This window comes from Flavobacterium nackdongense, from assembly GCF_004355225.1.
Lineage (GTDB): Bacteria > Bacteroidota > Bacteroidia > Flavobacteriales > Flavobacteriaceae > Flavobacterium > Flavobacterium nackdongense.
The window spans coordinates 171,220-197,190 of sequence record NZ_CP037933.1 but is presented as its reverse complement, the minus strand read 5'-3'; the positions used below and the strand labels follow the sequence as shown (position 1 = coordinate 197,190).

At 37.5% G+C, this 25,971-nt stretch carries 17 protein-coding genes; 6 read left to right on the top strand and 11 right to left on the bottom strand.

The window, feature by feature from the left end:
* Positions 1-8 precede the first annotated feature (8 nt).
* The 11 genes from E1750_RS00855 to E1750_RS00805 form a co-directional block, all read right to left on the bottom strand.
* Positions 9-2,249, bottom strand: coding sequence for a GH92 family glycosyl hydrolase (locus tag E1750_RS00855; RefSeq protein ID WP_133274936.1), 2,241 nt, complete (start codon positions 2,247-2,249; stop codon positions 9-11).
* 7 nt (positions 2,250-2,256) lie between these two features.
* Positions 2,257-3,468: a hypothetical protein gene (locus E1750_RS00850; protein WP_133274935.1), complete on the bottom strand. Its 1,212-nt coding sequence runs from the start codon at positions 3,466-3,468 to the stop codon at positions 2,257-2,259.
* Positions 3,469-3,565: 97 nt separating this feature from the next.
* A complete protein-coding gene (locus E1750_RS00845) occupies positions 3,566-4,705 on the bottom strand; it encodes a glycoside hydrolase family 10 protein (protein ID WP_133274934.1) in 1,140 nt (379 codons plus the stop codon).
* Positions 4,706-4,767: 62 nt separating this feature from the next.
* The gene (locus E1750_RS00840) at positions 4,768-6,588 is read right to left on the bottom strand and encodes a hypothetical protein (protein WP_133274933.1); all 1,821 of its coding nucleotides are present in this window, start codon (positions 6,586-6,588) and stop codon (positions 4,768-4,770) included.
* 86 nt (positions 6,589-6,674) lie between these two features.
* A complete protein-coding gene (locus tag E1750_RS00835; RefSeq protein WP_133274932.1) occupies positions 6,675-8,513 on the bottom strand; it encodes a RagB/SusD family nutrient uptake outer membrane protein in 1,839 nt (612 codons plus the stop codon).
* Between the two features lie 4 nt (positions 8,514-8,517).
* On the bottom strand, positions 8,518-11,538 hold the full coding sequence (locus E1750_RS00830) for a SusC/RagA family TonB-linked outer membrane protein (protein ID WP_133274931.1): 3,021 nt from the start codon (positions 11,536-11,538) through the stop codon (positions 8,518-8,520).
* 41 nt (positions 11,539-11,579) lie between these two features.
* Complete coding sequence (locus E1750_RS00825) at positions 11,580-12,782, bottom strand: AGE family epimerase/isomerase (protein ID WP_133274930.1); 1,203 nt, start codon at positions 12,780-12,782, stop codon at positions 11,580-11,582.
* A gap of 50 nt (positions 12,783-12,832) precedes the next feature.
* Positions 12,833-14,629 (bottom strand): FAD-dependent oxidoreductase, encoded by a 1,797-nt coding sequence (locus E1750_RS00820; protein WP_133274929.1) that lies wholly within the window; start codon positions 14,627-14,629, stop codon positions 12,833-12,835.
* 21 nt (positions 14,630-14,650) lie between these two features.
* On the bottom strand, positions 14,651-16,060 hold the full coding sequence (locus tag E1750_RS00815) for a DUF5009 domain-containing protein (protein ID WP_133274928.1): 1,410 nt from the start codon (positions 16,058-16,060) through the stop codon (positions 14,651-14,653).
* Positions 16,061-16,329: 269 nt separating this feature from the next.
* A complete protein-coding gene (locus E1750_RS00810) occupies positions 16,330-17,427 on the bottom strand; it encodes a glycoside hydrolase family 10 protein (protein WP_227873932.1) in 1,098 nt (365 codons plus the stop codon).
* Between the two features lie 124 nt (positions 17,428-17,551).
* A complete protein-coding gene (locus tag E1750_RS00805; protein WP_133274926.1) occupies positions 17,552-18,784 on the bottom strand; it encodes an ROK family transcriptional regulator in 1,233 nt (410 codons plus the stop codon).
* A 266-nt stretch (positions 18,785-19,050) separates the two neighbouring features.
* On the opposite strand from E1750_RS00805, the gene E1750_RS00800 reads away from it, so the two are divergent.
* The 6 genes from E1750_RS00800 (at position 19,051) to E1750_RS00775 (ending at position 25,891) form a co-directional block, all read left to right on the top strand.
* On the top strand, positions 19,051-20,391 hold the full coding sequence (locus E1750_RS00800; RefSeq protein ID WP_133274925.1) for a T9SS type A sorting domain-containing protein: 1,341 nt from the start codon (positions 19,051-19,053) through the stop codon (positions 20,389-20,391).
* 79 nt (positions 20,392-20,470) lie between these two features.
* On the top strand, positions 20,471-21,721 hold the full coding sequence (locus E1750_RS00795) for a phosphodiester glycosidase family protein (protein WP_133274924.1): 1,251 nt from the start codon (positions 20,471-20,473) through the stop codon (positions 21,719-21,721).
* Positions 21,722-21,898: 177 nt separating this feature from the next.
* Positions 21,899-23,446 carry a pyruvate kinase gene (locus E1750_RS00790; protein ID WP_133274923.1) on the top strand — a complete coding sequence of 516 codons (1,548 nt, stop codon included), beginning with the start codon at positions 21,899-21,901 and terminating at the stop codon, positions 23,444-23,446.
* Positions 23,447-23,457: 11 nt separating this feature from the next.
* On the top strand, positions 23,458-23,964 hold the full coding sequence (locus E1750_RS00785) for a hypothetical protein (protein ID WP_133274922.1): 507 nt from the start codon (positions 23,458-23,460) through the stop codon (positions 23,962-23,964).
* 116 nt (positions 23,965-24,080) lie between these two features.
* Positions 24,081-24,950 carry a DUF808 domain-containing protein gene (locus E1750_RS00780; protein ID WP_133274921.1) on the top strand — a complete coding sequence of 290 codons (870 nt, stop codon included), beginning with the start codon at positions 24,081-24,083 and terminating at the stop codon, positions 24,948-24,950.
* 53 nt (positions 24,951-25,003) lie between these two features.
* The gene (locus E1750_RS00775; RefSeq protein WP_133274920.1) at positions 25,004-25,891 is read left to right on the top strand and encodes a carbon-nitrogen hydrolase; all 888 of its coding nucleotides are present in this window, start codon (positions 25,004-25,006) and stop codon (positions 25,889-25,891) included.
* Positions 25,892-25,971 lie beyond the last annotated feature (80 nt).

Genomic DNA, 25,971 nt, shown 5'->3' with positions numbered 1-25,971 from the left:
CGATTTATTTATTGTTTTTTATCCGTCATTTTAAAAACCATTTCGCCCCCATTTACAATATCGGCGTGCCTGAAAAATGGCGTTTTTAATCGTTTGCCATTTAAACTTACTGAAGCAACATATTTGTTTTGGGCGCTATTGTTTTGTGCTTTTATTATCAATGTTTTTCCGTTTTCAAGTGTAATATTGGCCTTATCAAACAAAGGTCTCGAAATCGTGTAGGTTGGATCGCCCGGAGCCACTTGGTAAAAACCTAACGCATTAAAAATATACCAAGACGACATTTGGCCACAATCCTCATTTCCGGTTAAACCATCGGGAGCATTACGGTATTGCTCTTTCATAATTTTATCCGCCAATTCTTGAGTTTTGAATGCTTTATTGATGTAATTGTAAAAATAAATAATGTGATGACTTGGTTCGTTTCCGTGGGCATATTGACCGATTAAACCTGAAATATCTGCTGATGCTTCTTCACCTTCAACAACCGCTTTAGTGTTAAAAAGTGCGTCTAAATTTTTCTCGAAAGCATTTTTTCCTCCCATTAAATTGATCAAACCCGGAACATCTTGGGGAACAAACCAAGTCCATTGCCAAGCATTTCCTTCGCAATAGGGACTGTTCATATGATTGGAATAGGAAGGATTAAATGGCCCAATGAATTTTCCGTTGCTGTCTAGAGCACGCATAAAACCAGTTGTTGGATCAAAGTATTTCTTGTAACGAGTTCCTCTTTCCGAAAGCCATTTATAATCTTCGTTTTTGTTCATATCCTTGGCTACTTGTGCCAAAGCCCAATCACAATACGCATATTCTAATCCTCTTGAAGTGGCGAAAATCACGTCCTTATCTGCGGGAATAAAACCAATTTCTTCGTTGTACTTTTTGCCTTTGGTCATCAACCATTCCCAAATGGCAGGATGATTTACTTTGATTCCTGTCGTGTCATAAGGAATAGAGCGCTTCATCGCTTTGTACGCCAAGTCCGTATCGTAACCCAGAATTCCTTTGGTGTACGCATCGGCAATTATTGAGGTGGCGTGTGCTCCAATCATTGTGCCGGTATAATTAGAGGCAAGTGCCCACATTGGCAACAAGCCACCTTGCTGGTAGTTGAGCAACATCGAATTAATAAATTCATTGGTTTTTGAAGGTTGAATTAAACTCACCAATGGCATTTGAGCGCGAAAAGTGTCCCATAATGAAAAAACAGTATAATAAGTTCCTTTTTCTAAAGTGTGAATTTTCAAATCCTGACCGCGGTATCTTTTATCGACATCTGAATAGGTTGATGGATGAATAAAAGCGTGGTACAGACCGGTATAAAAGATGATTTTTTCGTCATTCGAACCGCCTTCCACTATTATTTTTCGCAATTGTTGTTCCCAAGAATCATTGGCTAAACTTCGCACTTTCTCAAAATCCCAATCGGGTATTTCAGTATCTAAATTATTCAAAGCACCTTTTTCGTCCACCGGAGAAATGCCCACTTTTACGTTGACTTCTTTTGGATTATCGAAAGTCAAAACTGCTTTTACATTTTCGTCGTTTAGCGTGTTTCCGGAAACTTCTTTGTTTTGCTTGTATAATTTAACCGTGTAAGGCTTGTCGAATTTGGCATAAAAATAAACGTAATCTCTTTTTGCCCAACCTTCGGTAAGACGCATTCCTCGAATTTCGGTATTGCTTATAATTTCGATATTCGATTGCAGTACTTTTTGATTGTGTAAATTATGATGCAAATCGATAATAATTCCTGACTCGCCCGCTGGAAATTGGTATTTGTGAAAACCCGCTCTTGTTGATGCTGTGAGTTCGACTTGGATGCCATTATCGAAAGCAACTTTGTAATACCCTGCTTTTGCGATTTCGTTTTGATGCGAGAATGCCAAAGGATAATATTTTTGAAGCGTGTCGTTCTGCATTTTCAATTTACCAATGAAAGGTGTGAAGAGTACATCGGCAAAATCGGTCATTCCCGTTCCGCTCAAATGACGGTGCGAAAAACCCAGAATACTTTTATCATCTGTATAATAACCACCGCAGGCATCCCAGCCGTTAGTTCGTGTATCGGGACTGAGTTGCACCATTCCAAAAGGCACCACTGCACCAGGAAAAGTATGACCGTGTCCTCCCGTTCCGATGAATGGATTGACAAATTGCGTGACTTGGTTAGCACTTTGTTTTCCCTCTTTTGAAGAAGAAGTAAACAAAAACGCCAGAAGCAATAAAGGAATGATTTTCTTCATCGTATAATTATAATGTATTCATTTTTTCTTCGAATGTTTTCCAATCGGATTCTTGGAGTTCCAGCACATAAGCGTAGCCTTTTTCATTGGGTGTTTTCAACCACGTATTGACTAATTTTTGTTGGCCGCTTTCTATTAAATTTCCCTGCTTATCCCAAGTTTCATTAACACACAAACAACCCATTGAAGGCGTTTGTGGGTAAAATTCTTTGCCAATATACAAATTTGGATCTATCGTAGTGCCGTGAAAATGAATTTCAGTTCGACCCGCTTTTCCGGCCCAGAAAGTTTGTTGTAAAAGTGTGTTTTTCTGAAGGGTTGCTGGAAAAAAACTTAGGTAATTTTCTAAAGTAAATTTGGTTGTTGGCGAATTAAAAAAAGTAGCAGCATCACATTCAAAAGGCAAAAAAGTAACAAAAGCCAAGCTGGGTCCAATAAAAACATTTTCGGATTTATGCAAAGAATTAATTTTATAAAGGCCGACGGGTGTATTCCCATTGGTAATGTACATTGGTAAATTCGTGGCGCTGCGAGCCAATTGGTCAATGAATATCACTTTTCCGTTTTCTTTTACCAACAATCCGCTTTCCGTTTGAATAAAAACCTTGCCTACTTTGTTGCGATCTTGGTGTTGAATGGAATATAAAAATTTGCTTTTTTTATCTTTGTTAAAACGAATGATACTTTCTAAATCCGCTATCGAAATTGGATTGTAATTTGGCTGAAATTGATTTCGTAAGGCTTGAATAATCGGATGATTGCTGTTCTTGAATTTAGATTCCAAGAGCTGTTTTACCTCAACTTTGTTCTGGGCTAAATAATTTACAGCTGTGGCAAAAATCTTTTCATTCTCCGATTCGCCATTGGCAATAATTCTGATTTCAGGTACAAACTGATTTGGAAAACAGGCAAAAACGGATCCGAATACTTTTTGCAAATCGGATTTCGAGAGTTGATTGTACTCTTTTAATGCTTTTTCTAAAACGGCAAAGTTTTGTTTGGATTCATCAATAATATAAGCGGTTGCCCAAGCGTAACTTTCCCAATTAATTCTTTTATTGGCTAAAAAATCGTTGGCCGATGGGTTAATAATCGAATCGTTTAATTTAATCAAAAGCTTTTCTCTTGCTTGTTTTGAAGCAAAGGGAAATGGATTGGATTGCGAAAACCCAATACCAATACAACCGAAAAAAAGAAATATGATTACCAATTTACTCATTCGCATTAAGCTTGTTTTAGAAATAGATTAGACAACTTTTAAGGAGTTGTCTAATCTGATTTACTCTACATAATTAAAAACCAAAACCATAAACTACTTATTTCGTAGGATAAATTTTTGTAAAATATTCGGAATTGTATTTCAAACCTTCAAAAAAGAAAAAGCAATCCCCACCTACTCCGTTGGCTCTGTTCAGGTTGACCATTTGATTCACATACTCATTTGAGGCATTCCAAGTTCCGGATTGAATCAATACACCAGCGTAAAATTTATTTTTATCCCCACTGTTTTTGATGGCTGCGATTTGAGATTTCAAAGTAGCCTCATAACCGGCAATATCATAACGGTACAATTGTGGAATCACATAATCACAATATTTTTTGTCCAACCAAGTTGGCCAATCTTGCAAATAGTTTTGTTTTCCCCAAGGTGAAACTGTTGGAGCAGAAGAAACTATTACATTAGGTTTTACGGCTTTTACCGCTTTGTATAAAACCCCTAGAAAATCTGTTAATTTATTGGTTCTCCAGTCAATCCAAGCGGTAGTGTTTTCGTTTGCAGGAGGCGCAACTCCACCATTTTCGGTTTTATACAATTGTACTGTGTAATCGTCATAGCCTCCTTTTACTGGCATTGCAGGCAATCTATCATCTCCTTGAACCCCATCGACTTCATATTTTTTCACCACTTCTAGCACCAATGATTTTATAAAATTTTGAACGTCAGGATTGATTCCATTCATCCATTTGAAACCACCGCTCGAAACCAAAATGGCTTTGCTGGCATCTCTGGCAGCCCAAGCTGGATATTTATCAAGAATAACATCTGGACCCGCAATATTGGTATTGGAGGAAGAAAAACCATACTCAAACCAAGCGTGGACTTTGAGTTTTTCTTTGTGTGCTTCGGTAATCATTTCGAGTAGAGGATCTCTTCCGGCGAAACTTTCCATAATAGGAATTCCGAATTCTTTGTTCATAATTTCACTTGGATACAAAGTTCTACCTTTATTCCAAACCACCACATAAATATCGGTCATTGCTGACTTTTTGCAGGTTTGCACCGTTTCTTTAATGTTGGCAAGCGAGTTCAAAGCTGTTGAAGCCACATTGGTAACCCAAACTCCTTTGATTCCTTTTACCACTTCTGGTTTTGGATTTGGACTAACAGTTGGTGGTGTTTCATAAGTTGTACAAGAAATAACCAGTACGGAAACTAACATTAAAATCTTTTTCATAAGTATCAATTTTTAATAAAGAGCGGCATTGCCACAACAGCCAAAGCCGCTCTGAAAGTTATTTATTGTTCTAATTTATAAACCGCTAATCTGTCATTTGTTCCATAAAACAAGACGTGAAGTTTGTTGTTGATCACTTTAAAATCAGCATCTACCGTTATATTACCATTTCCAACCGTAGCTCCCGTTATGTTCATAATTGGATTTTCTAAAGAATACGTATTCGGTGTTGTATAATCTATAATTCTAAACACGTGTTTACTATTTACAAATGCGACATAAGCAATGTATTTTCTTCCTTTATAGGTAATGGTTTTGGCATCGGAAGTGGCAGCACCCGAAATCTTAGCGCTTTCGGTAAGAGAAGTACCCATCAAATTGACACCATTAAAATTGACACCAGTTGCAGCTCCTACAAAACCGTCTTCAGTAGGTTGCACACTATAATAGTTACCGGCTGCAGCATAAGGAAATGCCTTAGCTACAGGCGTTGGATTTAAAACCCCATTGGTCACGGTCCAAACAAATACGTCTGTTTTTCCCGAAATTGGAACTGTAATAGTGGCGTTTCCGTCTAAGGAACCCGAGATATTGATACCCGCACTTCTTGGTGCATACGCTAATCCAAGACTGGTTTGCGTGTAGGTGATATAAGCCGTTGGTGCAGGATCGGTAATGGAATTCCATTTGAAGATAGAAAGCGTCGTTGTTGATCCTGCCCCAGCGCCCAATTGTACGCCAAGTATTTTACCATCATTATCGGTGGCACACTTACGAATTCCTGTTACGGCTCCACCATCAAAATTAGTACCTGTTTTAGCAAGTCCATTCAAATAATTTCCAGCCAAGTCATAGGCATTGATTCCCAAAACTGGCGTTGCTCCTGCATTCATCGCATTGGTAGCAATCACAATATTATTTCCACTCCAAGCGGCAGAAGAACCAGCATTGGCAGCAAAATTAAAGGAAGCGTGCGATTTTTCTAATAGTGGCGTATTGCTAATTAAAGGATTCATAATAGTGAATTCTGTTTCAACACCATTTGTGCCGGTAATTTTCACTTTAATACTTTTCAATAAATCGACATTGGTCGTTTTGAATCCTGGATCAACTACGTTACCGAAACCGGTTATCAATTGGATCGTTGCATCATTAAAAGCAGTCAAATAAGGAACTACCGGTTGAACGATATTTTTGGCAGCGTCAATGATTAACATCTCTGAAGTAGTGTCTCCATTGATTACCATTCCTTTAATTTGGGCTGGTCCCACGGCATCGGATGTAAAGATCACATCGTACGGATAAGTAGTAGTTCCATCGGCACCTAAAACCAATAATTTGAAGGGTGGTTTTGATGGAGAAACGGTGTAATCTTTTGGTGTTCCATTGATAAAATTGGTCATAGTACCATTCAAAAATCCGTAGGAAACAGCTAAATTTGTAATATCAGTTCCCACAGGAACCTGCACGATAATGGTCGTTTTTCCAAAATTGATTTTATCTTTTGATAGCGGTAATCCCACCACATCTAAACTCACTAACAATGGCGGAGATTGAACAATCATTTTCCAGGTACTTGTAGCTCCATCTTTACCTTTAATCTGAATATCAATAGGTTTCGATAAATCATGAGGCACTCCATTTTCAAAATTGAGTAGTTCGCCATTGGCTACTAAAATCTCAGTTTTCAAGGCTGTAAGATTAACACCAGGTTTAAGAACTACTTTCGCTTCTTTAGTACCCGTATTTGCAATAGTATAAAGAGCATTATCGATTTTGACTGCTACAATTTTGGCAGGCTCGTAGGCTCGGTCGTCCAGATAACTCACCTCGCAAGAAGAGAGTACAAAAAGACTGAATAGGATGTAAAATACTTTTTTCATATTTTTAATTTTTATATTTTATTTAAGTTTTCAAAAACAATTAATTTTCAGGAGAACGTCGATTTTCTCCTGAAAAACCAACTGTTTTATTGACCGTAGCCTTCGTTTTGAGTGAGCCAAGGCGCTTTGTTTCTTTCGGTTTGAGGTATTGGCCACAAATAGAATTTATCATCCCAGTTTTTAGGTCTGTCGGCATCTCTTTGACGCAATTTCGATCCATAAGCAGCATATAAAGCCAAATCATTCAAATCTCTTGCTGAACCTGCTGCTCCATAACTAGGCACCATATCAGGAGTAACTTGGGTGTAGCCATCAGGGAAATTGGTTGCAGTAACGCCAGTAGCAATTGGGAAGCCATAGGTTTTTTCGGCATTTTCTAAGGCTCCTGTTCTCCATCTTCTCATATCGAAGAAATGCAAACCCGATTCTCTAGCCAATTCGACTTTTCGTTCTCTACGCACCAATTGTCTTAATTTGATTGGGTCTGTTAAAGTGGTACTAGGCATTCCTGCTCTGGTTCGCACTTCATTAATCGCACTTCTTACACTACCATCTATTTGATTCAATTCGATTTTGGCTTCAGCATACATCAATAAGATTTCAGCATAACGCATCAACAAAATATTATAAGTAGGCTCAGATACAATTTCATCATCAAAAAAGTTGTATTTTTTCCACAAATAGCCTACTCCACTCTGGATGTAACCGAACTGCGCTACAGAACCTGTATAGTCAAGGTTGGAAATTAGTTTTGAATTTCCTAAGGCATCGTAGGATAAGGTTTGTGGGTTATACAATTCCATTACGATGTTCAATTTCACCCCACCATTATTAGAAATAATCCTGTCTTTATGGGTATAAATAGACATTTTCAAACGTGGATCTCTATTGGCAAAAGGATTCTTGGGATCGTATCCTGAACCGGGTTCATCAATTCTTTTTCCGTTAGCCATTTCGTAGGTATCTACTAATAATTGGGTTGGAAAACGACCTGATTGTCCTCCGGCTGTTCTAGCAATTTCCCCAAAAGATTGGTAGTGGTATTTTCTTGAAGCTTGATCCGAATAGGCAATTCCTAAAATGTTTTCTTTTTTAGAAGCAGCTGTAAGTTGTCCTGCTCTTGTAAACAAGTCATTAAAATTAGGATTTAATGATCTTCCAGACTCCGCGATAATTTTTTGCGCAGTTTTGGCAGCGATGTCAAAATAAACAGCGGCTTTGGCAGCATCTTTGATTCCTGATTTTCCAAAACCTTCTTTGTGCCAAGAACCGGCATAAAGAGCGATTCTGGCTTTTAGACCTAGTGCAAAGGATTTATCAACACGTCCTAATTCATTAGTTTGCCACGGTAAAAAAGCACTAGCATCATCCAAATCTTGTATTAGATTATCAGCAATTTCATTCCAAGGTGTTCTTGCAATGCTTTTTTGTTCTTCCTCTGTAACTGATTTTGTAAAGTAAGGAACATCACCATAAAGCGAAATCAGATAATGATAATGCATCGCTCTTACTACTTTTACTTCGGCCAAATACTGTTTTGCCTTGTCGCTCAATTCCCCAAGATAAGGAGCCGAACCTTCTAAAACGTTATTACATCGGGCAACACCTGTGTAAAATCTTGCCCATTGCCCTTCTACCACAAAACTAGATTCCAATTGGATATTCCCTACTCCAATACTACTATTGTCTGATCTTTCGATACCCATCGGAGTGTACATATCATACAGTGTACAAAAAGGCAAAAGACTGCTTTCCATATACATTCCTTGATAGACTCCATTTGTACCTTGTTTGATTGCCGCTTCATTATTATAAAAATTAGAAGACAAATATTCGCTTAAGGGTTCTTTATCTAAATAATCCTCACAAGATGCAAAGCCTGCTAAAAGGCTTAATCCTATTATCGTTTTTTTAATTAATTTCATTTTCTTAAAATTTAAAGTTAGCACCAAATGTAAACGTCTGCATTATAGGGTAAAATTCACCTCCAAGGCTACCTCCATAATTTACTTCCGGATCATACCCACTAAAGAATTTACTGATCGTAAATAAATTTTGTCCGCTCAGGTAAAATCGAGCACCGTCTAATTTTGTTTTATCTAAAAATGATTTTGGCATACTATAGCCTAAAACCACGTTTTTCAATCTCAAATAAGCTCCATCTTGCACCCATTTGTCGGAAGTGACAAAATTATCAGCTGAGTTGGCTTCTGGCACTAATATTGGGTATTCGGCATCTTGATTTTCTGGCGTCCAAGAATCCAATTGATGTGTAAAAAGATTAGAACCGTTAAAGAAAGGTCTAACACCTATTCCGCTCATCATTACTTTTCGTTCTCCCACTCCTTGAAAAAACACCGTTAAGTCAAAATTACTATAATTCGCCGTTAAATTCAATCCGTACTCGAAATGTGGGAAAGGATCCCCTAAGTACACTTTATCACTCTCTCCAATTATAGTAGGATTTGCTCCACTTGGATCCATTTTCACATATTTCACATAGCCTGGTTTGGCTGAATTCGATAATCTTGGTGAATTAGCCACATCATTGGCATCAACATAATATCCATCGGTCTTATAGCCCCAAATTCCATTTTGTGGATAACCTACTGTTAGTGCTCTATTTGGGAAAAATCCGTAAAGTTTAGTTACTTCATTTTCATTGTTACTCAAGGTTCCGGTAATACCAAAGTTAAATTCGCCAATTTTCCCCTTATAAGTCAAGTTAGTTTCCCACCCTTTGTTTTGCATATCACCACCATTAGTGTTTCCAGGATTTAAACCAACATAATAGGGTAAAGGATAATCTATTAACATATCATAAACATCTTTGATATAATAATCGAAAGTAACGGCTAATTTTCTATTAAAAAACGAAGCATCCAAACCAAAATTGACTTGTTGCGATTTCTCCCAAGTGACATCTGGATTAGCCAAAGTAGTTTGTGCTACTCCTGTAGCCACTTGTTTATCTATCCAGTAACTGTAACCGGGGTCAATTGATGTAGCGTAAGGATAATTCCCAATTTCTTGATTTCCAAGAAGACCATACGAAGCTCTCAATTTAAAAAAGCTCACATAATTTTCTATCGATTCCATAAATTTTTCTTTGCTCACTACCCATCCCGCCGAAACTGATGGGAAAAATCCCCATACATTTCCTTCCGTAAATCGGGATGAACCGTCATAACGACCAGTTGCTTCAAAAAGATATTTATCGTCATAATCATAATTAAATCTTCCGTAAAAAGATGCCATAGCCCAATTGGAAGCGCCTCCGCTAGCCGTAGCTGTTTTTGCATCTCCATTATCTAAGTAATAACGATCCAATTCGAATAAGTTTTTTGAAGCACTAAAGTCAGTGTTCAAATTGTCTTCGACTTGGGTACCTACCAGTATTTTTGTTTTACTCAAACCAAAGTCTTTTGCATAGGAAACCTGACCTCTAATAAAATTACGAACCGTTTGCGCCCAAGTTTCACTTACGCCATCTGTGCCGGGAAAAGCCCCTAGGTACACTCCTCTCAAAGAGGTAAAATAAGGGGTTGTAATATAAGTCCCTCTCGATTCCGTTTTTCTATAACTGTATTGGCCCAATATTTCTAAATCTTTGATAGGAGTAGCCGTAAGCGTTGCATTGAACAACAATTCAGGTCGTTTTACAGTTCTTGAACCTGAAGCAGCTGCATTGGCTACCGGATTGTCTCCGTTTTTACCATAGCCCCAATAGCCATCCAGTTCTGTAACGGCAGATAAGGTGGGTAGCATATACAATGATTTATTGATAATTGCTTTTGGTGATGAAATTCCCGGCGTTAATTGATCTGAAACTCTATAGGAAATTTCGTTGCTGAATTTCAACCAAGGTCTAATAAAAGCATCTGTATTTACTCTGATGTTAAGACGTTTAAAGTTATTGGTTTCGATTAACCCGCCTTGGTCTAAGGCTGAAATAGTCCCAGAATATTTAAAATCTTTATTACCCCCTGAAAGTGCAAAACTGTAATTCGTTAGTAAAGCAGTGTTTTTTATGGTAGCATTTTTCCAATCGGTATCGTATCGATTCCAATTGTCTGGTTTGTAGGTTCTTTGATCAAAAATCATTTGTTCTCTTTGAGCTCTTTGGTCAGCTGGAATGACAATTCCTGCATTTTCTAAAGAGTTCAGCTCCGCCTGAAGAAAATCGGCAGCTCTCAGAACCTTTGGCATATTGGTAGGTGTTTGGATAGTAGAATACATATCAAATGATACCTTAAGTTTACCCTCTTTTCCTCTTTTGGTCGTAATCAAGACCACCCCGTTTGAAGCTCTAGAACCATAGATAGATGCCGATGCAGCATCTTTCAATACAGAAACCGATTCTACTGCATTCATATCGACTTGGTTGATATCCATTTCGATGCCATCCACCAAAACCAATGGAGAAAGCCCGGCCTTATAAGAACCTAATCCTCTAATTCGAATGCTCGAACCATCAGCTCCAGGCTCACCAGAACCTTGTTGTACGGTAACACCCGCTATTGTTCCTTGCAAAGCCGTAGATAACGAAACTACAGAACGTTTGTTCAAATCGGCTCCTTTTACCATTCCAACCGCACCGGTCAAAGTCGCTTTCTTTTGCGTACCATAGGCAACAACAACCACTTCCTGCATTTCGATTTTATTGGATTGCATTTGGATTTTTACATACGATTTGCCTGCGACAGAAAATGACATCGTGCCGTAAGCAACATAACTTACATTGATGGTGGTTGCATCTGCAGGAATTTTCATTTCAAAATTACCATTCAAATCGGTCGATGTGCCGTTTTTCGTTCCCGACACTGCAACGCTGGCTCCCACGAGTGGAAATCCGTCTGGGTCTAAAACCGTTCCTTTTATTTGTTTTGTTTGTGCCTCGACTGCGAGAGAGAACAAACACAACAGTAAAAATAGAATTCTTCTTTTCATAATTAATTGATTTTTATTGAGTTAATTTATAGTTAGTTATTTTATTCTAAGGTTTTCCATAATTGGTACAAGCCTCGAGGCACGTGAAAACAGCCTTTCCATTTTCCGCCTTTGGCCTCAAGCAATGGTTTTCCTTCTCGGGTTAAATAGCCAAACCATTCGCCGTGAAATTCTTTGTCACGGAAATGATTCCAAGTATAGTCGTGTAATTTCAAAAACCATTCTTTGCATTTTGGATTTCCTGTTAATTTGTAGGCTTTGGCAAAAGAAATCATCGTTTCGATATGCACCCACCACAATTTTTGATTCCATTGCAGCTCTTGCATAGGATGTCCTTTGATGTCTAAAAAGTAGTATATGCCGCCAAACTCTTTGTCCCAACCAAATTCTGTAGTGCGAATCAAAATTTCCTCACATTGTTGGATCAACGCAGGATTTTTATAACGAACCGCTAAGTCCATCAAAAACCACATCGATTCATTTCCGTGACCGGGATTGATTTGCCTTCCCTCGAAACTGTCACAAAGATGGCCATCGGGATAGATGTTCTCCATAATGATTCCGTGTTCTTTGTTTAAGAAATTGGTCATTATATCCTCGATTAATGGTGGTACCATTTTATCCACATTTTCCTTACCCAAAACTTCTTCTAAAAGCAAGGATAGATTGCATAAAATCATTGGAAGTGAGAAATTTTTCAAATCTCTTGTCCCAGGATGCGCTTTACTCCATTTCCCTTTTGGATTCTCTTTTCTGGCAATAATGTTATTGTAAGTGGCTACAGCTACTTCTTTATGCTCAGAATTGTTGGTGGCTTTATACAATTCGCCAAAAGCCATAGCGGCAAAACAATCGGAGAAAATATTATAGGGTTCTATCAAAGGTTCCCCTTTTTGATTGAGCGAAAAATACCAATTGCCCTCCGCATCTCGGCCATTTTTCAGCATGAATTCGGCTCCGTGAAGCGCGATGTCAAGCCATTCTTGCTTCTGCTCTACTTTGTTGTACAGCATAGCAAATAACCAAACTTGCCTGCCTTGCAACCACATAAACTTGTCGGTATCATAAACTTTTCCTTGTCGGTCTAAACAAGTGAAGAAGCCGCCAAATTCGTGGTCAATCGAATTGTTTTCCCAAAACGGAATGATTTGTTCCAATAATTCTTTCTGATACAATTTGGCATACTGAGATAAATCACGGTCTGTGTGATGTTCTTGTTTGATCTCGTTTTCAATTTTCAACATTGATGCTTTGTATTTAAAATTAATATATTACTGTCTATAAAACCCTACTGTTATTTTTTTAGATTCCCTGAAAAATCGATCTCTCTATCAAATGGATGTAGGCTTTCTTCGATGAGTTTTGCCAACTCTCTTTTAGTGATTGCTTTTTTAGAAAACTTAGACTTCGCAACAAATTTTCCGCCTGCTTGTTTTAAAATTTTTACCGCTTCGAGTTCCGTCAAAAGCTCTTGTTTTTTTTGTACGATAATTTTAGAATCAAATTGATGTAAGCCTTCCGTAAATTCCTCAATCGTCATCGTAGCACTTGGAGAAAACCAAGTTCTATTGGCCCATTTGTAGTTTTCGCCTTTTGTTTTTAAAATCCCTGTTGCAGTAATTTTTTGAATTGTTTCAAAATCGGCATCGGTTGGTTTTATATCGAAAAGAGGAGCGATATACGCTTTTTGACCTAAAAGAGATTGTTGTACTTTACGAATCGAAACTTCTCGAACTTCTTTATTCTCCTTTACACTCAACGCGGCCAATGTTCCTGCGGCTTGGCCTGTGAGCAACACCACGGGTTGCAAACGTGTGGCACCGTTAATCAAATTAGAAACCGAAATCGCTTTGTCTGAAACAACAAATCCGTTTACCTTTTCGGGAATCAAGGCTCCTAAAGGAATCGAATAAGAAGGTACTGGAGGAAAACCTAAATCTGGGGCATTGGGGTTTTGTTTGTGATGGTGATCTACGGGATAATCGCCCACCGAAATACCCGTTTTATACAAAGACTCCTTCTGATTATAGGGTTCGGCTACATGATTATAAGTAAAAAAAGATACTCCTTTGAGTCTTCGCCCTTCACGATGATAGGGTGCATAAGCTAATAAATCGGTGGTTCTAAACTCGTCATCTGCTAAACCTAAATTTTTATAACCTAACTCATTTTGGATATAATAAACAAATTGTAAGGAATAATTTCTTGCTTTGAGAAGTGCTGCATTTCGATCCTCTCTTGACATTTCGACCACATTCAAATAAATATCATTTCCTTTGGTAGGCCAATTGATCATGTATTTATTGTTGGGTAATTTACCATAGGTCAACATTTTGTTGCAATCAATTTTGATATTATCTACGGTTTCAACACAAGAACCTTTAAAATTTTCGGGATTATAATTACTTGGTTTTGCGATAGTTTTATCTGCATTTGGGCCGAAATCTTTCAAAACTGCCACCCAAGTCAAATCTTGAACGATGTCGTTGGGTTGTTGGGGTGCGTTGGCTTCCAGAGTTTCCGTTTTCGAATCCATTCCCAAACGGTAGGCTGCACCAGCCATTTTTAAGCTTTCGCCAATATCTGTTGCATCGATGGTTACTTTAGCGACTACTTCAAGTGTTTTACCTTGCTCATTTTTGAAAATGGCTCCTTTAACATGGTTTCCAACCTTTACTATTTCTGTAATGAAAAAACCGTGAATAATTTCTAAGTTTTTTTCTTTCGCAGCCATTCGATTGAAAATCATATTCCCTACTGAGGGTTCGAAAAGGGTGTTGCTCACCCAACCTGTTTCCAATGCCTGTGCCCCGCCATAATGAGCTCGTAATGCTTCTCTGAATTCATTCCAAATACCGGAAGGCAGATTGTGGTTTCCATCACAAGCGCCCACACCTTGAGCGGTAAACATCCCGCCAATCCAAGGCGTTTCTTCGACAATTAGCGTTTTCACACCAAGTCGAGCAGCCGTAATCCCAGCAGAAGTTCCGCTAGTAGAACCGCCTATGATCAATACATCGACTTCTTTCTTGGAGTGATTCTGAGAATATCCCATTAGGAATAAAAAGAAAACTAGAATATTAATTTTCATATGATAATTCGAATTGTTGTTTTAAGTTCTCCAAAACCATTTGATTTTAGAGAAATACATTGTTATTATAATCGCTAATGTGGTCAGCAGTACTCCTTGCAAAAAGCCCATAAAAGCCCCAGTTTTAAAAACATCAAAATAATTGGTAAGGCGTAGTAAAGTCAAAATTGGCATCACTACCAAAGCAGTGGCAACATATGCTATCATTGGGTTTTGTCCCGCCAATACTAAGAATTTGGTCGATTTTATATTTTTGAAATAATCACAGATTACCGAAAAGAAGAGTAGTGCAAAAAAGGCCAATCCCGAAGTTACGAAATAGTAACTATACGTAGATTGATCTTTTCTGATTCCGCCTTCATAAGCTTCGAAAATCAAGCCCAGCAGCAAACAATAGGCCCCCACGGTAAAAAGGTTTTTCCAAAAAACACCAAAACTCGAGGAATTTGATTTTAAAATAAAATAACCGCTCCCCAATAAAATGATTGTCAAAAAGAGATTGAGTTCAAGTTGGCGTGTGAATAAGAAAATTACATTGCTAACAATAAGCGCCAATGCTGTAAAAGCCATCAAATACGCCTGCCTATTGGATGTTTCAGAAAGCTCATTTGAATCGGAATTGATCCATTGGTACAAATATTCCCCAGCCAAACTTCCTGGAATAACTATAAATAAATATTTGAGATAATAAAAAGAGTATGCCCAAGGTGCCGGCGTAAAATCATACACTAATTTTACCCAACCCGGATTGGCAGCAGCCAAGAATACTGCCATTACAAAAGGAAGCACGAGCAATCGATAGTTCGGTTTTTTGTAGGTAAAAATATAAATGACACTAGCAAAAAAGGCCATATTTGCCAAAACGATAATAATAATATCACTAAAATAAAGATCAAAATCGGTTGTTTTTTTTCCGGTATATTCCAAATTGTACATTAGTATAAAACCCATAAAAAATGCGGCTAATTTAACTCCCCAAGTCCCATATTTGAATTTGCTAAAAAAAGGAATGATATCATTGGCAAACATTAAAAACATTAATCCAAAGGCAAAAAGCGAGATGAAACAGGAAGCCGAATCCACCGAACTGCTTATTACAAAGGGTTTCATATGCTGTAAAAAGATGGCAAAAAACACCAATTGAATCGCTCTAACAAAAGAATCCCAACAAAGTCTGTATTTATTTTCTCCCTTATCTATTTTGGTTCCCAAAGAAAACGGAAAAGCTGCTCCCATAGCAAAAAGAAAAAAAGGAAAAACCAAATCGACCCAGGTAATCCCAAAAATAGAAGGATCAAAAGAGGCATTCGGTGGAACTTGCGCGTGCGCCATCCAAGCAGGCAAATGAGTGAGATTCATTTGACCCGAAAGAATCATGCCGATGATGGCGATTCCTCGTAAGGCATCTAAGGCTAAAGCTCTTTTCTTCATTTGCAAAAAGGGTAAATCATTTTTCTATATTTTTAACCTATTATGGCCAATTCAACTTTAATTATTTTTAAACACATAGATTCATAGTCTTTTTAAATGTATAAAGGCGTTTCACTTTGTTTGAGTAAAACATAGCTTTGTGCAACCAAGAATTGGTCTATCCATCTCTTTTCCCTATGTATCTATGTGTTTAATTTTTGATTTTTGTATTATTCTTAATTATATATAATTGTACCCAAAAGTTTAAGCTTAATAATTCTATTTTAAAACTATTTTTTAATGTATTCCTTTGAAAAATAGTCCGGAAACGCTTTCAGTCCTTCATAGAAAAAGAAAGACTCTCCTTGAATGCCTAATTTTCGATTGGCTTCAATCATCGCTTTGAGAAATTCTGGACTTGGATTGACACCATTAACCTGAAGAAGCACTCCCGAAAAGAATTTGCTTTTTTGATTCGCAGGAAGATATTTCAGTTGGGACTCAAGCGTGCTGGTATAACTTTCGATCGTTTTTCGATACACTTGCGGAATGACGTAATCGCAGTAGCCTTTTGCTAGCCAAGTAGGCCAATCTTGCAGGTATTCTTCTTTGGCCCAAGGATGGATACTAGGTGCCATACTCACTATCATCTTGGGCTTGATTGCTTTGACCTCTTTATACAATTTCCCTAAGAAAAACGTTAATTTATCGGCTCTCCAAGTAAGCCAATCCGCATTTTTATAATCATTGGGAGGAAGATTTCCTTGATGTTCCTTTTTGTATAAAGCGAGAGTGTATTTATCGTAACCACCTAGTGAAGGCATGGCTGGCAAACGATCGTCCCCTTGAATACCATCGACATCATAATTTTGAACCACTTCAAGAACCAAGGACAGAATAAAATTTTGAACCTCAGGATGCATTGCATTCATCCATTCAAAACCATTTTTTGAAACCAAATTCCCTTTGTTGTCAATCGCTTTCCAGTCTGGAAATTTTTTTAGGATAGCACCGCCATTTTCACCATAAGAGGAAGCGAAACCAAACTCAAACCAAGCATGAACTCGCATACCTGCTTTATGTCCTTCTTCAATCATTTCTTGCAAAGGGTCTCTGCTTCCGAAACGCTCCATTATAGGTAGATTGAAAATGGATTTCATGATTTTGCTCTGGTACAAAGTGCGCCCCCTATTCCAACAAACCACATAAATATCGGTAATTCCTGATTTTTTACAAAGAGCAACCGTTTCTGTAATTTTCGCTCTTGAATCTAAAGCGTCCGAAGCCACATTCGTAACCCAAACTCCTTTTATGGCAGGTACGGGAGCAGCACTCAATCGAATATCCGCATTGACTCTAGTACAAGAGAGCAAAAGAAAAATTGACAAACAAAAGAAAAAGAATTTCTGATACATAAAAATTGATATATTGCTTCAACACAACAAATATATAAATTTTTAGTAACAAAGCAACAATTAATAAAAAAATTTATTAATTGTTGCTACTGAAGTACTATTTACTTAATAAAGGAGATAGCATTTTTTCCTTGACAATACAGCAAGCACCTATTACACCGGCCCGTCTGCCTAAAGTAGATTTTTTTAATTTCATATCGCGATTGACCAAACCCAGCGAATGTTTTTTCAAAGCCGCCTGAATTGGCAAGAGCACATAATCACCGAGGCGCGCAAAATCGCCGCCGATTACTAACAAATCGGGATTGAAAATGTTGAGCAAAATCGAAAGATACCTTCCTATTTTCTCGCTTTGTTTGGTGACCAAATCCACACACAAACTATCTTCGAGTTTGACCGCTCCATCTATAATGACATGATGCTGTAAGCCCAAAAGATTTTCGTCAATACTGACGTTGGATTGCTTGCCCTGGCTTATGGCTTCTTGAAATTGTTTTACCAACGACCAACCTGAAATTTCGGTTTCTAAGCAACCTAATTTGCCACATTGGCACATTATTTCATTATTAAAAATGGTACTATGACCAAATTCTCCTGAATATCCAGATTTTCCATAATAGAGTTTACCATCGGTGATCATCCCAATCGCCACTCCCCAACTATAATTAAGGAATATAATATTCTGTTCGTGATCGACCACTCCTTCCCTATATTCCCCAAAAGCCATGGCTCTTGTATCATTTTCTAGATGAACCGGAATAGTCAACTGCTCAGAAATAATTTCGGTCAAGGGCCTGTTTTCGCTATAAAAATAATTATAACTAAAGCCTTCCATCGAATTGATACGACCCGAAAAGTTTATACAAACTCCCACTATCATATCTTTGGCAACAGAACTATCTTCGATAAATGAATTCAGAATTTCGCAAAACTCCATTAGTGATTCTTGAGTATTTTGCAGAATAAAAGAAGTCCCCATTTCGATACTGACAAATTCATTCTTAATGTTTTGCAATCCAATCGAAAGGTCCGAAATATTCACTTCGACTCCCATAAAATAGGCGCAAGTCGGATTGATACTATATAAGGAAGGACGTCTGCCACCGCTATTGGTGACTTTCCCCATATCAATCATATAGCCCTCTGCCAATAATTCATTAACCGCTTTTGTTACTGTAGGCACACTCGATTGCAATTCCGAACTCAGCTCAGTAATTGTGGCGTTTCCACTGGATAGCAAGCGTTTTACTATGGTTTGTCTCAGCATGTGCCACTTTTGATCGGATAGACTTTTGTCTAAACTATTATCTAATAAATCTTTCAAATTCATTTTCACTTTTTATTTAAATACCACTTATTACAGCAATACAAACATAAACCATATTCGTTACAAAGTATAACTTTAGATTATTTATAACATTATAGCCCGATTGTATTACATTTCTCCATCAAAAATAATCAAAAAAAACTGATACAAATAGAAATTTTAAGATATATTTCATAAATTTTACTATTACATAACTAATTAATAAAATATTTTATTATATTTAACCCCTATAATTTAATTATTAACTAACTAACTTAAAAAAAACGATTATGAAAAAAATTTACTTAGTATTATTTTTGGCTAGTTTCTGCATAGGAAACGCCCAAATTAATTGGAAAAGAAGTGTTGCAAATGGCAATCTGCCTGCTTGGATGGCAACCGCAAATAACGAAAGAGGTACGGCAGCGCTAAACGACAAAATGTATGTGGTTTCCCGAGCTACAACACCACCAACAATTAGAGTGATTAATGGTGTTGACGGTACTGATGCTGCGGCAAATGTAAGTAATTACACAGGTGTTATTGGAGGAAATGTTCCATTAAATGACGTAGAAGTTAGTGCTAATGGCGCTATTTTAGCTTGTAATTTAATGGTTAACGGTTATGTTTCTCCAGCTAATGACAATTCTACTTTCAAAATTTACAAGTGGGATAGTGAAACCGCTGTCCCAACTCTTTATACCTCTTATAATGGATCATCTCTTACAGAGCAAGTACGTTTAGGAGATACTTTTTCGGTAACAGGCGATATTTCTAGTAATGCCGTAATTTTTGCCGCTGGTAGAACCGTAGCACCTACAACTGGCTTTAGAGTAATTAGATGGATTGTAACTGGAGGCGCAGTAGAAACAACACCAACTGTTATAACCATACCTGCTTTGACAGCATCAACTACTATAGTTTCAGTCACACCTCTTGGTTTAACAGCAACCTCTCGATTTATAGTAAAAGCAAGTGGTAACTTGATGACTGTACACAATGCGGATGGATCAGTAGTACCCGGAGAGTCTATACCTGAAGCAGTTCTTCCTAAATCCGCTAATGATATACGTTATTTTGAAGTTGGTCTTAAGAAATATGTTGCTGCCTATTTATATGGTGGTACTAATGAACTTGCAAAATTAATTGACGTTACAACTGGTTTTGCGAGTGCATCAACTGTGGCTGTTACACCTGCACTGGGAACTGTATCCAATGGGAATACAAGTGGTGGAATAGGTCTAAAAGTGGTTCCAGATTTGGTAGATGGTATTGCAAATACAATCACAGTTTACACCTTAGCAGGTAATAACGGTATCAGCGGAACGACTCTTGTCAAAGATGGGGTAACCGTAGTTTTAGGAAACAAAGATTTTTCAGCTGCAAATGCTCGAAAAGCGACTAAAATTTTCCCTAATCCAGCTAGAAATGAATTTTACATTGCTATCGATACTGATATAGACAAGGACGCTCAGGCCTATATTTATGACATTCAAGGTCGACAAGTAAAATCGGCAAAAATTCAAGATAACGTTCAAACTATCAACATTCAAGACTTAAATGCTGGTGAATATGTGGTAAAAGTTGTGAATGGTAGTATTAATAACACTGCCAAATTATTAAAAAAATAATCCTGTACTTGTTTTGAAATGAGGCTATTCGAGAGGGTAGCCTTATTTTTTTTACCTTTATAGTCAATTCTTTTTTTTGATGAAAAAAATCATATCCTTATTCCTGTTTTTTAATGCGTTGGTCCTTGAAGCTCAAAATATTACTTGGGCACAAATTACGTCCCAACATAGCATGCCTAAAGGTGTGCGCGTATTTTCGGGCGAAGATCCAAGCATTCCACTAAAAATAAAATACATCGATATCGACCTAAACCGATCTGATTTAGAATTAACACCAATACTGTCTTCCACAAAATCAAGTGCAAGAAATTGGGCTGCTAATTTAGGAGCTCTTGCCGTAATGAATGGCGGTTATTTTGGTGGAAACACTTCCTATTCTGCCGTTATAAATCAAACTGTTGAAGCCAAAAATATCGCCTCGGTAAAACGAAAAGACCTACTATATCCCCTAACCAGAGGCTTCTTCGGATTCAATCTCGATGGGTCGATGGCAGTAAAATGGATCTATCATTTTGGCAATACAAAACAAGACCTGTATTATTATGACTCTCCTTTTCCAAATGCCGATGGATTTCCGGCAAAAATACCAACTAAAGGTCAAGGTTTTCAATGGCATAATTTAAAAAATGGAATGGGTGCGGGCCCAGTATTAATCAAAAACGGAACGATTGTAGATACTTATGACGAAGAAGTTTTTTGGGGTTCTGGAGTTTCAAATACGAGTTTGGACCCGAGATCCGCCATTGGATTTACCAAAAAAAATCACCTCATTCTATTGGTGGCAGACGGCAGACAGCCCGGAATTTCAATAGGAGCTACATTACCGCAAATGGCATCGATACTGGAAAAACTAGGATGTTATGAAGCCTTGAATTGCGATGGTGGTGGTTCTACACAGTTGGCAACTCCTATTACTTTCATCAATACACCCTCGGAATCGTATCGTTCTATCCCCTCAGTTTGGGCGTTACACAAGAAACCAACTTTGAAAACACCTACTCCAATTGCTCCAATAGACAATTATGCAAGTTCAACACCTACGGTGTATATTGCTTGGGATAGGCCAACAAATAAAAAATGTACGTATCGGTTGCAAATTGCCTTTTCAAATGAAAATTGGAACCAGTATACTGGTTTTACTACTGCGACTTCAACTGATAAAACTATAATTATCAATCAAGAAACCACGAATACGAATTACACGTTTTCAAATTTAGTTCGAGGAAAAATGTATTATTGGACCGTGGCTGCGTACAAAAATGGAAAATTGAAATCGTATTACACCACTCCCCAAAATTTTATCTTTAATTCTGACGAAAAAGCAAAATAAAATTCCCAGCTACCGCGACAAAATGCTTTTTGTTTCAAAAGGTACTTTCGCAGGCACACCTCTGCTCCTCAATATGATAACAATATCTTAAAAATAATCTTAAAAGAGATATTTTAATCTATTTTTGTGTCAACTGATTTGTCTTTACAGAAAAATGGACCTCAAAAATACCTTGACATGAAAATTGAAAAATTAAGTAGAGAATTGAATGAAATTTTACAGTCTATTATAGTCAACGAGTCGAAAATAGATGCTACTATATCCGAAATTCACCCAGCCTACCGATTAAGTGCCAAAAATTTGTGCCGGTATTTGATCTTGAGGAGCTACGATTTAAGAAAATATCACGCCAGTTTATCGGATTTTGGCGTTTCCTCTTTGGGTGCCTCCGAAGGCTATGTGTACAGCAACCTCTATAATGTTGTCCGAAATTTAAAATTGATTCAAGGACTTCCCATCGACGAAAAATCGAATATCGAAATCATAGGTTATGAAAGAAGTTGCGAACTGATTAAGAAAAATGCCAACCATTTATTCAATGAAGGAAGCCGAAATCAATTCATTGAAATTATGGTTACCTTGCCCAACGAAGCGGCAGAAAACAAATCGATTATTGAGGAAATGGTGGAAAACGGGTTGGAAATAGCCCGAATTAATTTAAGTCACGGTGATATTGATATTTGGACCAAAATGGTGCAATTTATCAACGAAATTAAAGCCGAAACCGAGCATAAATTGAAAATCTACATGGATTTGTCAGGGCCAAAATTAAGAACTTCGCCAATTGAAATCAAAGGAAAAAAAGGCAAAACAAAAACCGGCATCCCCATCAAGGTGGGTGAGCATATTATTTTAACCAAAAGGGCGACCTTAGGGAAGAAATCAAAATTCGGAAAAAACAAGGAGCAACTAAAAAAAGCAGAAATTGGCGTGGCTCTTCCTGAAATAATTGATGATGTAAAAATTGATGATATCATTTTATTCGATGACGGAATGATTAAGTCGGTTGTGGTTTCGAAAACGGATGAAGATGTCGAACTTTTGATCACACATTGTTACAAAAATAAATTATCCTCTGAAAAAGGCATTAACCTGCCAGACACCAAGTTGAACCTTCCTGCCTTGACCAAGAAAGATATCGAAAACTTAGATTTTGTGTGCAAAAATGCAGATATTGTAGGGTATTCATTTGTAAGAACTGGTGCTGATGTCCAATATCTATACGAACAATTAACCCGTCATAACGCCAAGGATTTAGGTGTAGTTTTCAAAATCGAAAACAAAGAAGCTTTCGAAAACTTACCATTAATTCTACTCGAAGGAATGAAACGAGATAAAATAGGTGTGATGATTGCCCGGGGAGATTTGGCAGTGGAAATAGGTTTCGAACGAAGTTCCGAGGTCCAAAATCAAATACTTTGGCTCTGTGAAGCCGCTCATATTCCGGTTATTTGGGCTACCCAAGTGCTCGAAAATTTAGCCAAAACTGGGATTCCAACCCGAGCCGAAATTAGTGATGTGATTCAGGGTATGCAAGCCGAATGTATTATGCTCAATAAAGGCCCCTTCATCAATGATGCGATCCAAATGCTTCAAAATATTATGGTTAGAATGGAAGCACATTCCTTTAAGAAAAAGAACTCACTTAGGGCTTTGAATATTGCTAAAAACTCCGTAAATCAACTTATGGGAGAACTAATAATACCTCAAAAAAAACAAAATTAGACATTTGATCAATGAAAAATAATAGAGACGAACTGCATCAATTTCCTTTATTTCAAAAAGCGGAACAAATTTTAAAAATCACCCAAGGTTTAGTAGAAATTGTGCCCGCCGATAATGAATTTCTACAAGAAACTACCGTACGATTTATGCTGGAAGATGCTATGATAATCCCTGCAAAAATTGCTGGCGCACATGGAGTGGAATTGTATGATTTGAAAATGGAAAATGCTACTATTATCCGAAAAGCGGCTCGCGATCTCTATGTTCAAGCCGGAAGTTTGCGATTTGAAGAAAGCATTCAAGACAAAGATTATATCAATTTGTTGCGAAATGAAATCGAAGAATTCCGCCTCTTATTCATTGACTGGGTCGAAAATTTTGACGTATGGAATTACATCAAAGACGATTGGGGCTTGTTCAATCCGCCCGGTGTAAGTGCACACGACAAAGATCCTGACGATGATATTCCATTTAATCCTGATGATTTTTTGAATTTTGACGATGATGATGAAGAGTAGAATTTAATTTAAAATTTAACCAAAAAAAAAGTATTTTCGCACCACCAAAAAATCAAAACTGGTTCGATTGATTAGGGAAACACCTCCGAAATCATGAACTTATTAAAACAAAATATATGGCATCAGGTTTTTTCGCATTATTAGATGATATCGCTGCAATTATGGATGATGTGGCAGTAATGAGTAAATTGGCAGCCAAAAAAACGGCAGGGATTTTAGGCGATGATTTGGCCGTAAATGCCGAAAAAGCCTCTGGATTTATTTCTTCGAGAGAAATACCCGTTTTGTGGGCCATTGCCAAAGGATCTTTGCTCAATAAAATAATCATTTTACCAATTGCTTTTCTTTTGAGCGCCACTTTCCCTTTGGCCATAATAGTCATTTTGGTGCTTGGCGGACTTTATTTGGCCTATGAAGGTGCCGAAAAAATATTCGAATATTTCTTTCCACATAAACATGCTGCCACACATCTGGCCGAGCGAGAATTTTCCGATGAAGAAATTTTAGCAGTTGAAAAAGAGAAAATAAAATCAGCCATCGTGACCGATTTTATTCTTTCGGTCGAAATAGTAATTATTGCACTTGGCACTGTTTTAGAAAAATCAATTGGTACTCAAATTATGGTCGTCAGCATTATTGCATTACTAGCCACGGTCGGGGTTTATGGAATCGTCGCTTTGATCGTGCGAATGGATGAATTAGGCTATAAACTAATTGCACTGAGTACAAAAGAACGCAGTTTTTCAAAAACAATAGGCAATTTATTGGTTCGAGCCTTGCCCAAAGTTATCAAAAGTTTATCTTTTATTGGCACTATCGCTTTACTCCTAGTTGCTGGCGGCATCTTTGCTCACAATATTGATTTTCTGCATCATGCTTTTCCTAATGTACCTTCAACAGTAACAGAATTTATTTTCGGATTAATCATCGGATTTCTAGTTTTAGGAATTGTTACCCTATTTAAAAAAGTATTCAAAAAAAAGTAAAATTCAGTAAACTAGAAAAATTAACTATTTTTGCACTCTAAAATTTTTGCCTTATGCCAAAGAAGAAATACAAAATAGCGGTTATTCAATTGAATCTAAACGATGTTGCCGAAAATAACCTGAAAAAATGTTTGAGTTGGGTTAGAGATGCTGCCAGTAAAGGTGCCGAAGTAATTTCTTTACCCGAATTGTACAGTAGCCACTATTTTTGTCAAAGCGAGGATGTTGATAATTTTGCATTGGCAGAACCTTTGTACAGCACTTCATTTATCGCTTTTAGTGCATTGGCAAAAGAATTGGGAGTCGTGATTATTGTTCCTTTCTTCGAAAAAAGAATGGCGGGAATATACCACAACAGTGCGTATATCATCGACACCGATGGTTCCGAAGCAGGATTGTACCGCAAAATGCACATTCCAGACGATCCGCATTTTTACGAAAAGTTTTATTTCACTCCAGGCGATTTGGGTTTTAAGGCCTTCCCTACTCAAAAAGGAAAAATTGGAACGCTTATTTGTTGGGATCAATGGTATCCAGAAGCGGCTCGCTTAACTGCTTTGCAAGGGGCTGATGTGTTGTTTTATCCAACAGCAATTGGTTGGCATCCTTTGGAAAAAGAGCAATATGGTGAAAATCAACACGGTGCTTGGATGAATGTAATGAAAGGTCACGCTGTGGCAAATGGCGTGTATGTCGCCGCTGCCAATAGAATTGGATTAGAACAATATATCGAAGGAACAGCTGGAATCCAGTTTTGGGGTTCGTCATTTATAGCTGGGCCTCAAGGCGAAATTTTGGCGCAAGCCTCACACGATAAAGAAGAAATTTTAATTGCCGAAGTAGACTTGGATTTGCAAGAAAATGTGCGTCAGAATTGGCCTTTCTTTAGAGATAGACGAATCGATGCGTTTGGAGATATTACCAAAAGAGCGATTGATTAAATTAATGGCACACGGACATTAGGGATAAAACAGATTGTACTGATTTTATTCAAATATTTTAAAAAAGGACTGAAACAATT

Excerpts from the sequence above, each read along its gene's own strand:
- E1750_RS00800 (WP_133274925.1), top strand. The coding sequence starts at position 19,051 with ATGAAAAAAATTTACTTAGTATTATTTTTGGCTAGTTTCTGCATAGGA.
- E1750_RS00835 (WP_133274932.1), bottom strand. The coding sequence starts at position 8,513 with ATGAAATTAATTAAAAAAACGATAATAGGATTAAGCCTTTTAGCAGGC.
- E1750_RS00820 (WP_133274929.1), bottom strand. The coding sequence starts at position 14,629 with ATGAAAATTAATATTCTAGTTTTCTTTTTATTCCTAATGGGATATTCT.
- E1750_RS00840 (WP_133274933.1), bottom strand. The coding sequence starts at position 6,588 with ATGAAAAAAGTATTTTACATCCTATTCAGTCTTTTTGTACTCTCTTCT.
- E1750_RS00785 (WP_133274922.1), top strand. The coding sequence starts at position 23,458 with ATGAAAAATAATAGAGACGAACTGCATCAATTTCCTTTATTTCAAAAA.
- E1750_RS00815 (WP_133274928.1), bottom strand. The coding sequence starts at position 16,060 with ATGAAGAAAAGAGCTTTAGCCTTAGATGCCTTACGAGGAATCGCCATC.
- E1750_RS00795 (WP_133274924.1), top strand. The coding sequence starts at position 20,471 with ATGAAAAAAATCATATCCTTATTCCTGTTTTTTAATGCGTTGGTCCTT.
- E1750_RS00790 (WP_133274923.1), top strand. The coding sequence starts at position 21,899 with ATGAAAATTGAAAAATTAAGTAGAGAATTGAATGAAATTTTACAGTCT.
- E1750_RS00825 (WP_133274930.1), bottom strand. The coding sequence starts at position 12,782 with ATGTTGAAAATTGAAAACGAGATCAAACAAGAACATCACACAGACCGT.
- E1750_RS00850 (WP_133274935.1), bottom strand. The coding sequence starts at position 3,468 with ATGAGTAAATTGGTAATCATATTTCTTTTTTTCGGTTGTATTGGTATT.
- E1750_RS00805 (WP_133274926.1), bottom strand. The coding sequence starts at position 18,784 with ATGAATTTGAAAGATTTATTAGATAATAGTTTAGACAAAAGTCTATCC.
- E1750_RS00775 (WP_133274920.1), top strand. The coding sequence starts at position 25,004 with ATGCCAAAGAAGAAATACAAAATAGCGGTTATTCAATTGAATCTAAAC.
- E1750_RS00855 (WP_133274936.1), bottom strand. The coding sequence starts at position 2,249 with ATGAAGAAAATCATTCCTTTATTGCTTCTGGCGTTTTTGTTTACTTCT.
- E1750_RS00780 (WP_133274921.1), top strand. The coding sequence starts at position 24,081 with ATGGCATCAGGTTTTTTCGCATTATTAGATGATATCGCTGCAATTATG.
- E1750_RS00845 (WP_133274934.1), bottom strand. The coding sequence starts at position 4,705 with ATGAAAAAGATTTTAATGTTAGTTTCCGTACTGGTTATTTCTTGTACA.
- E1750_RS00830 (WP_133274931.1), bottom strand. The coding sequence starts at position 11,538 with ATGAAAAGAAGAATTCTATTTTTACTGTTGTGTTTGTTCTCTCTCGCA.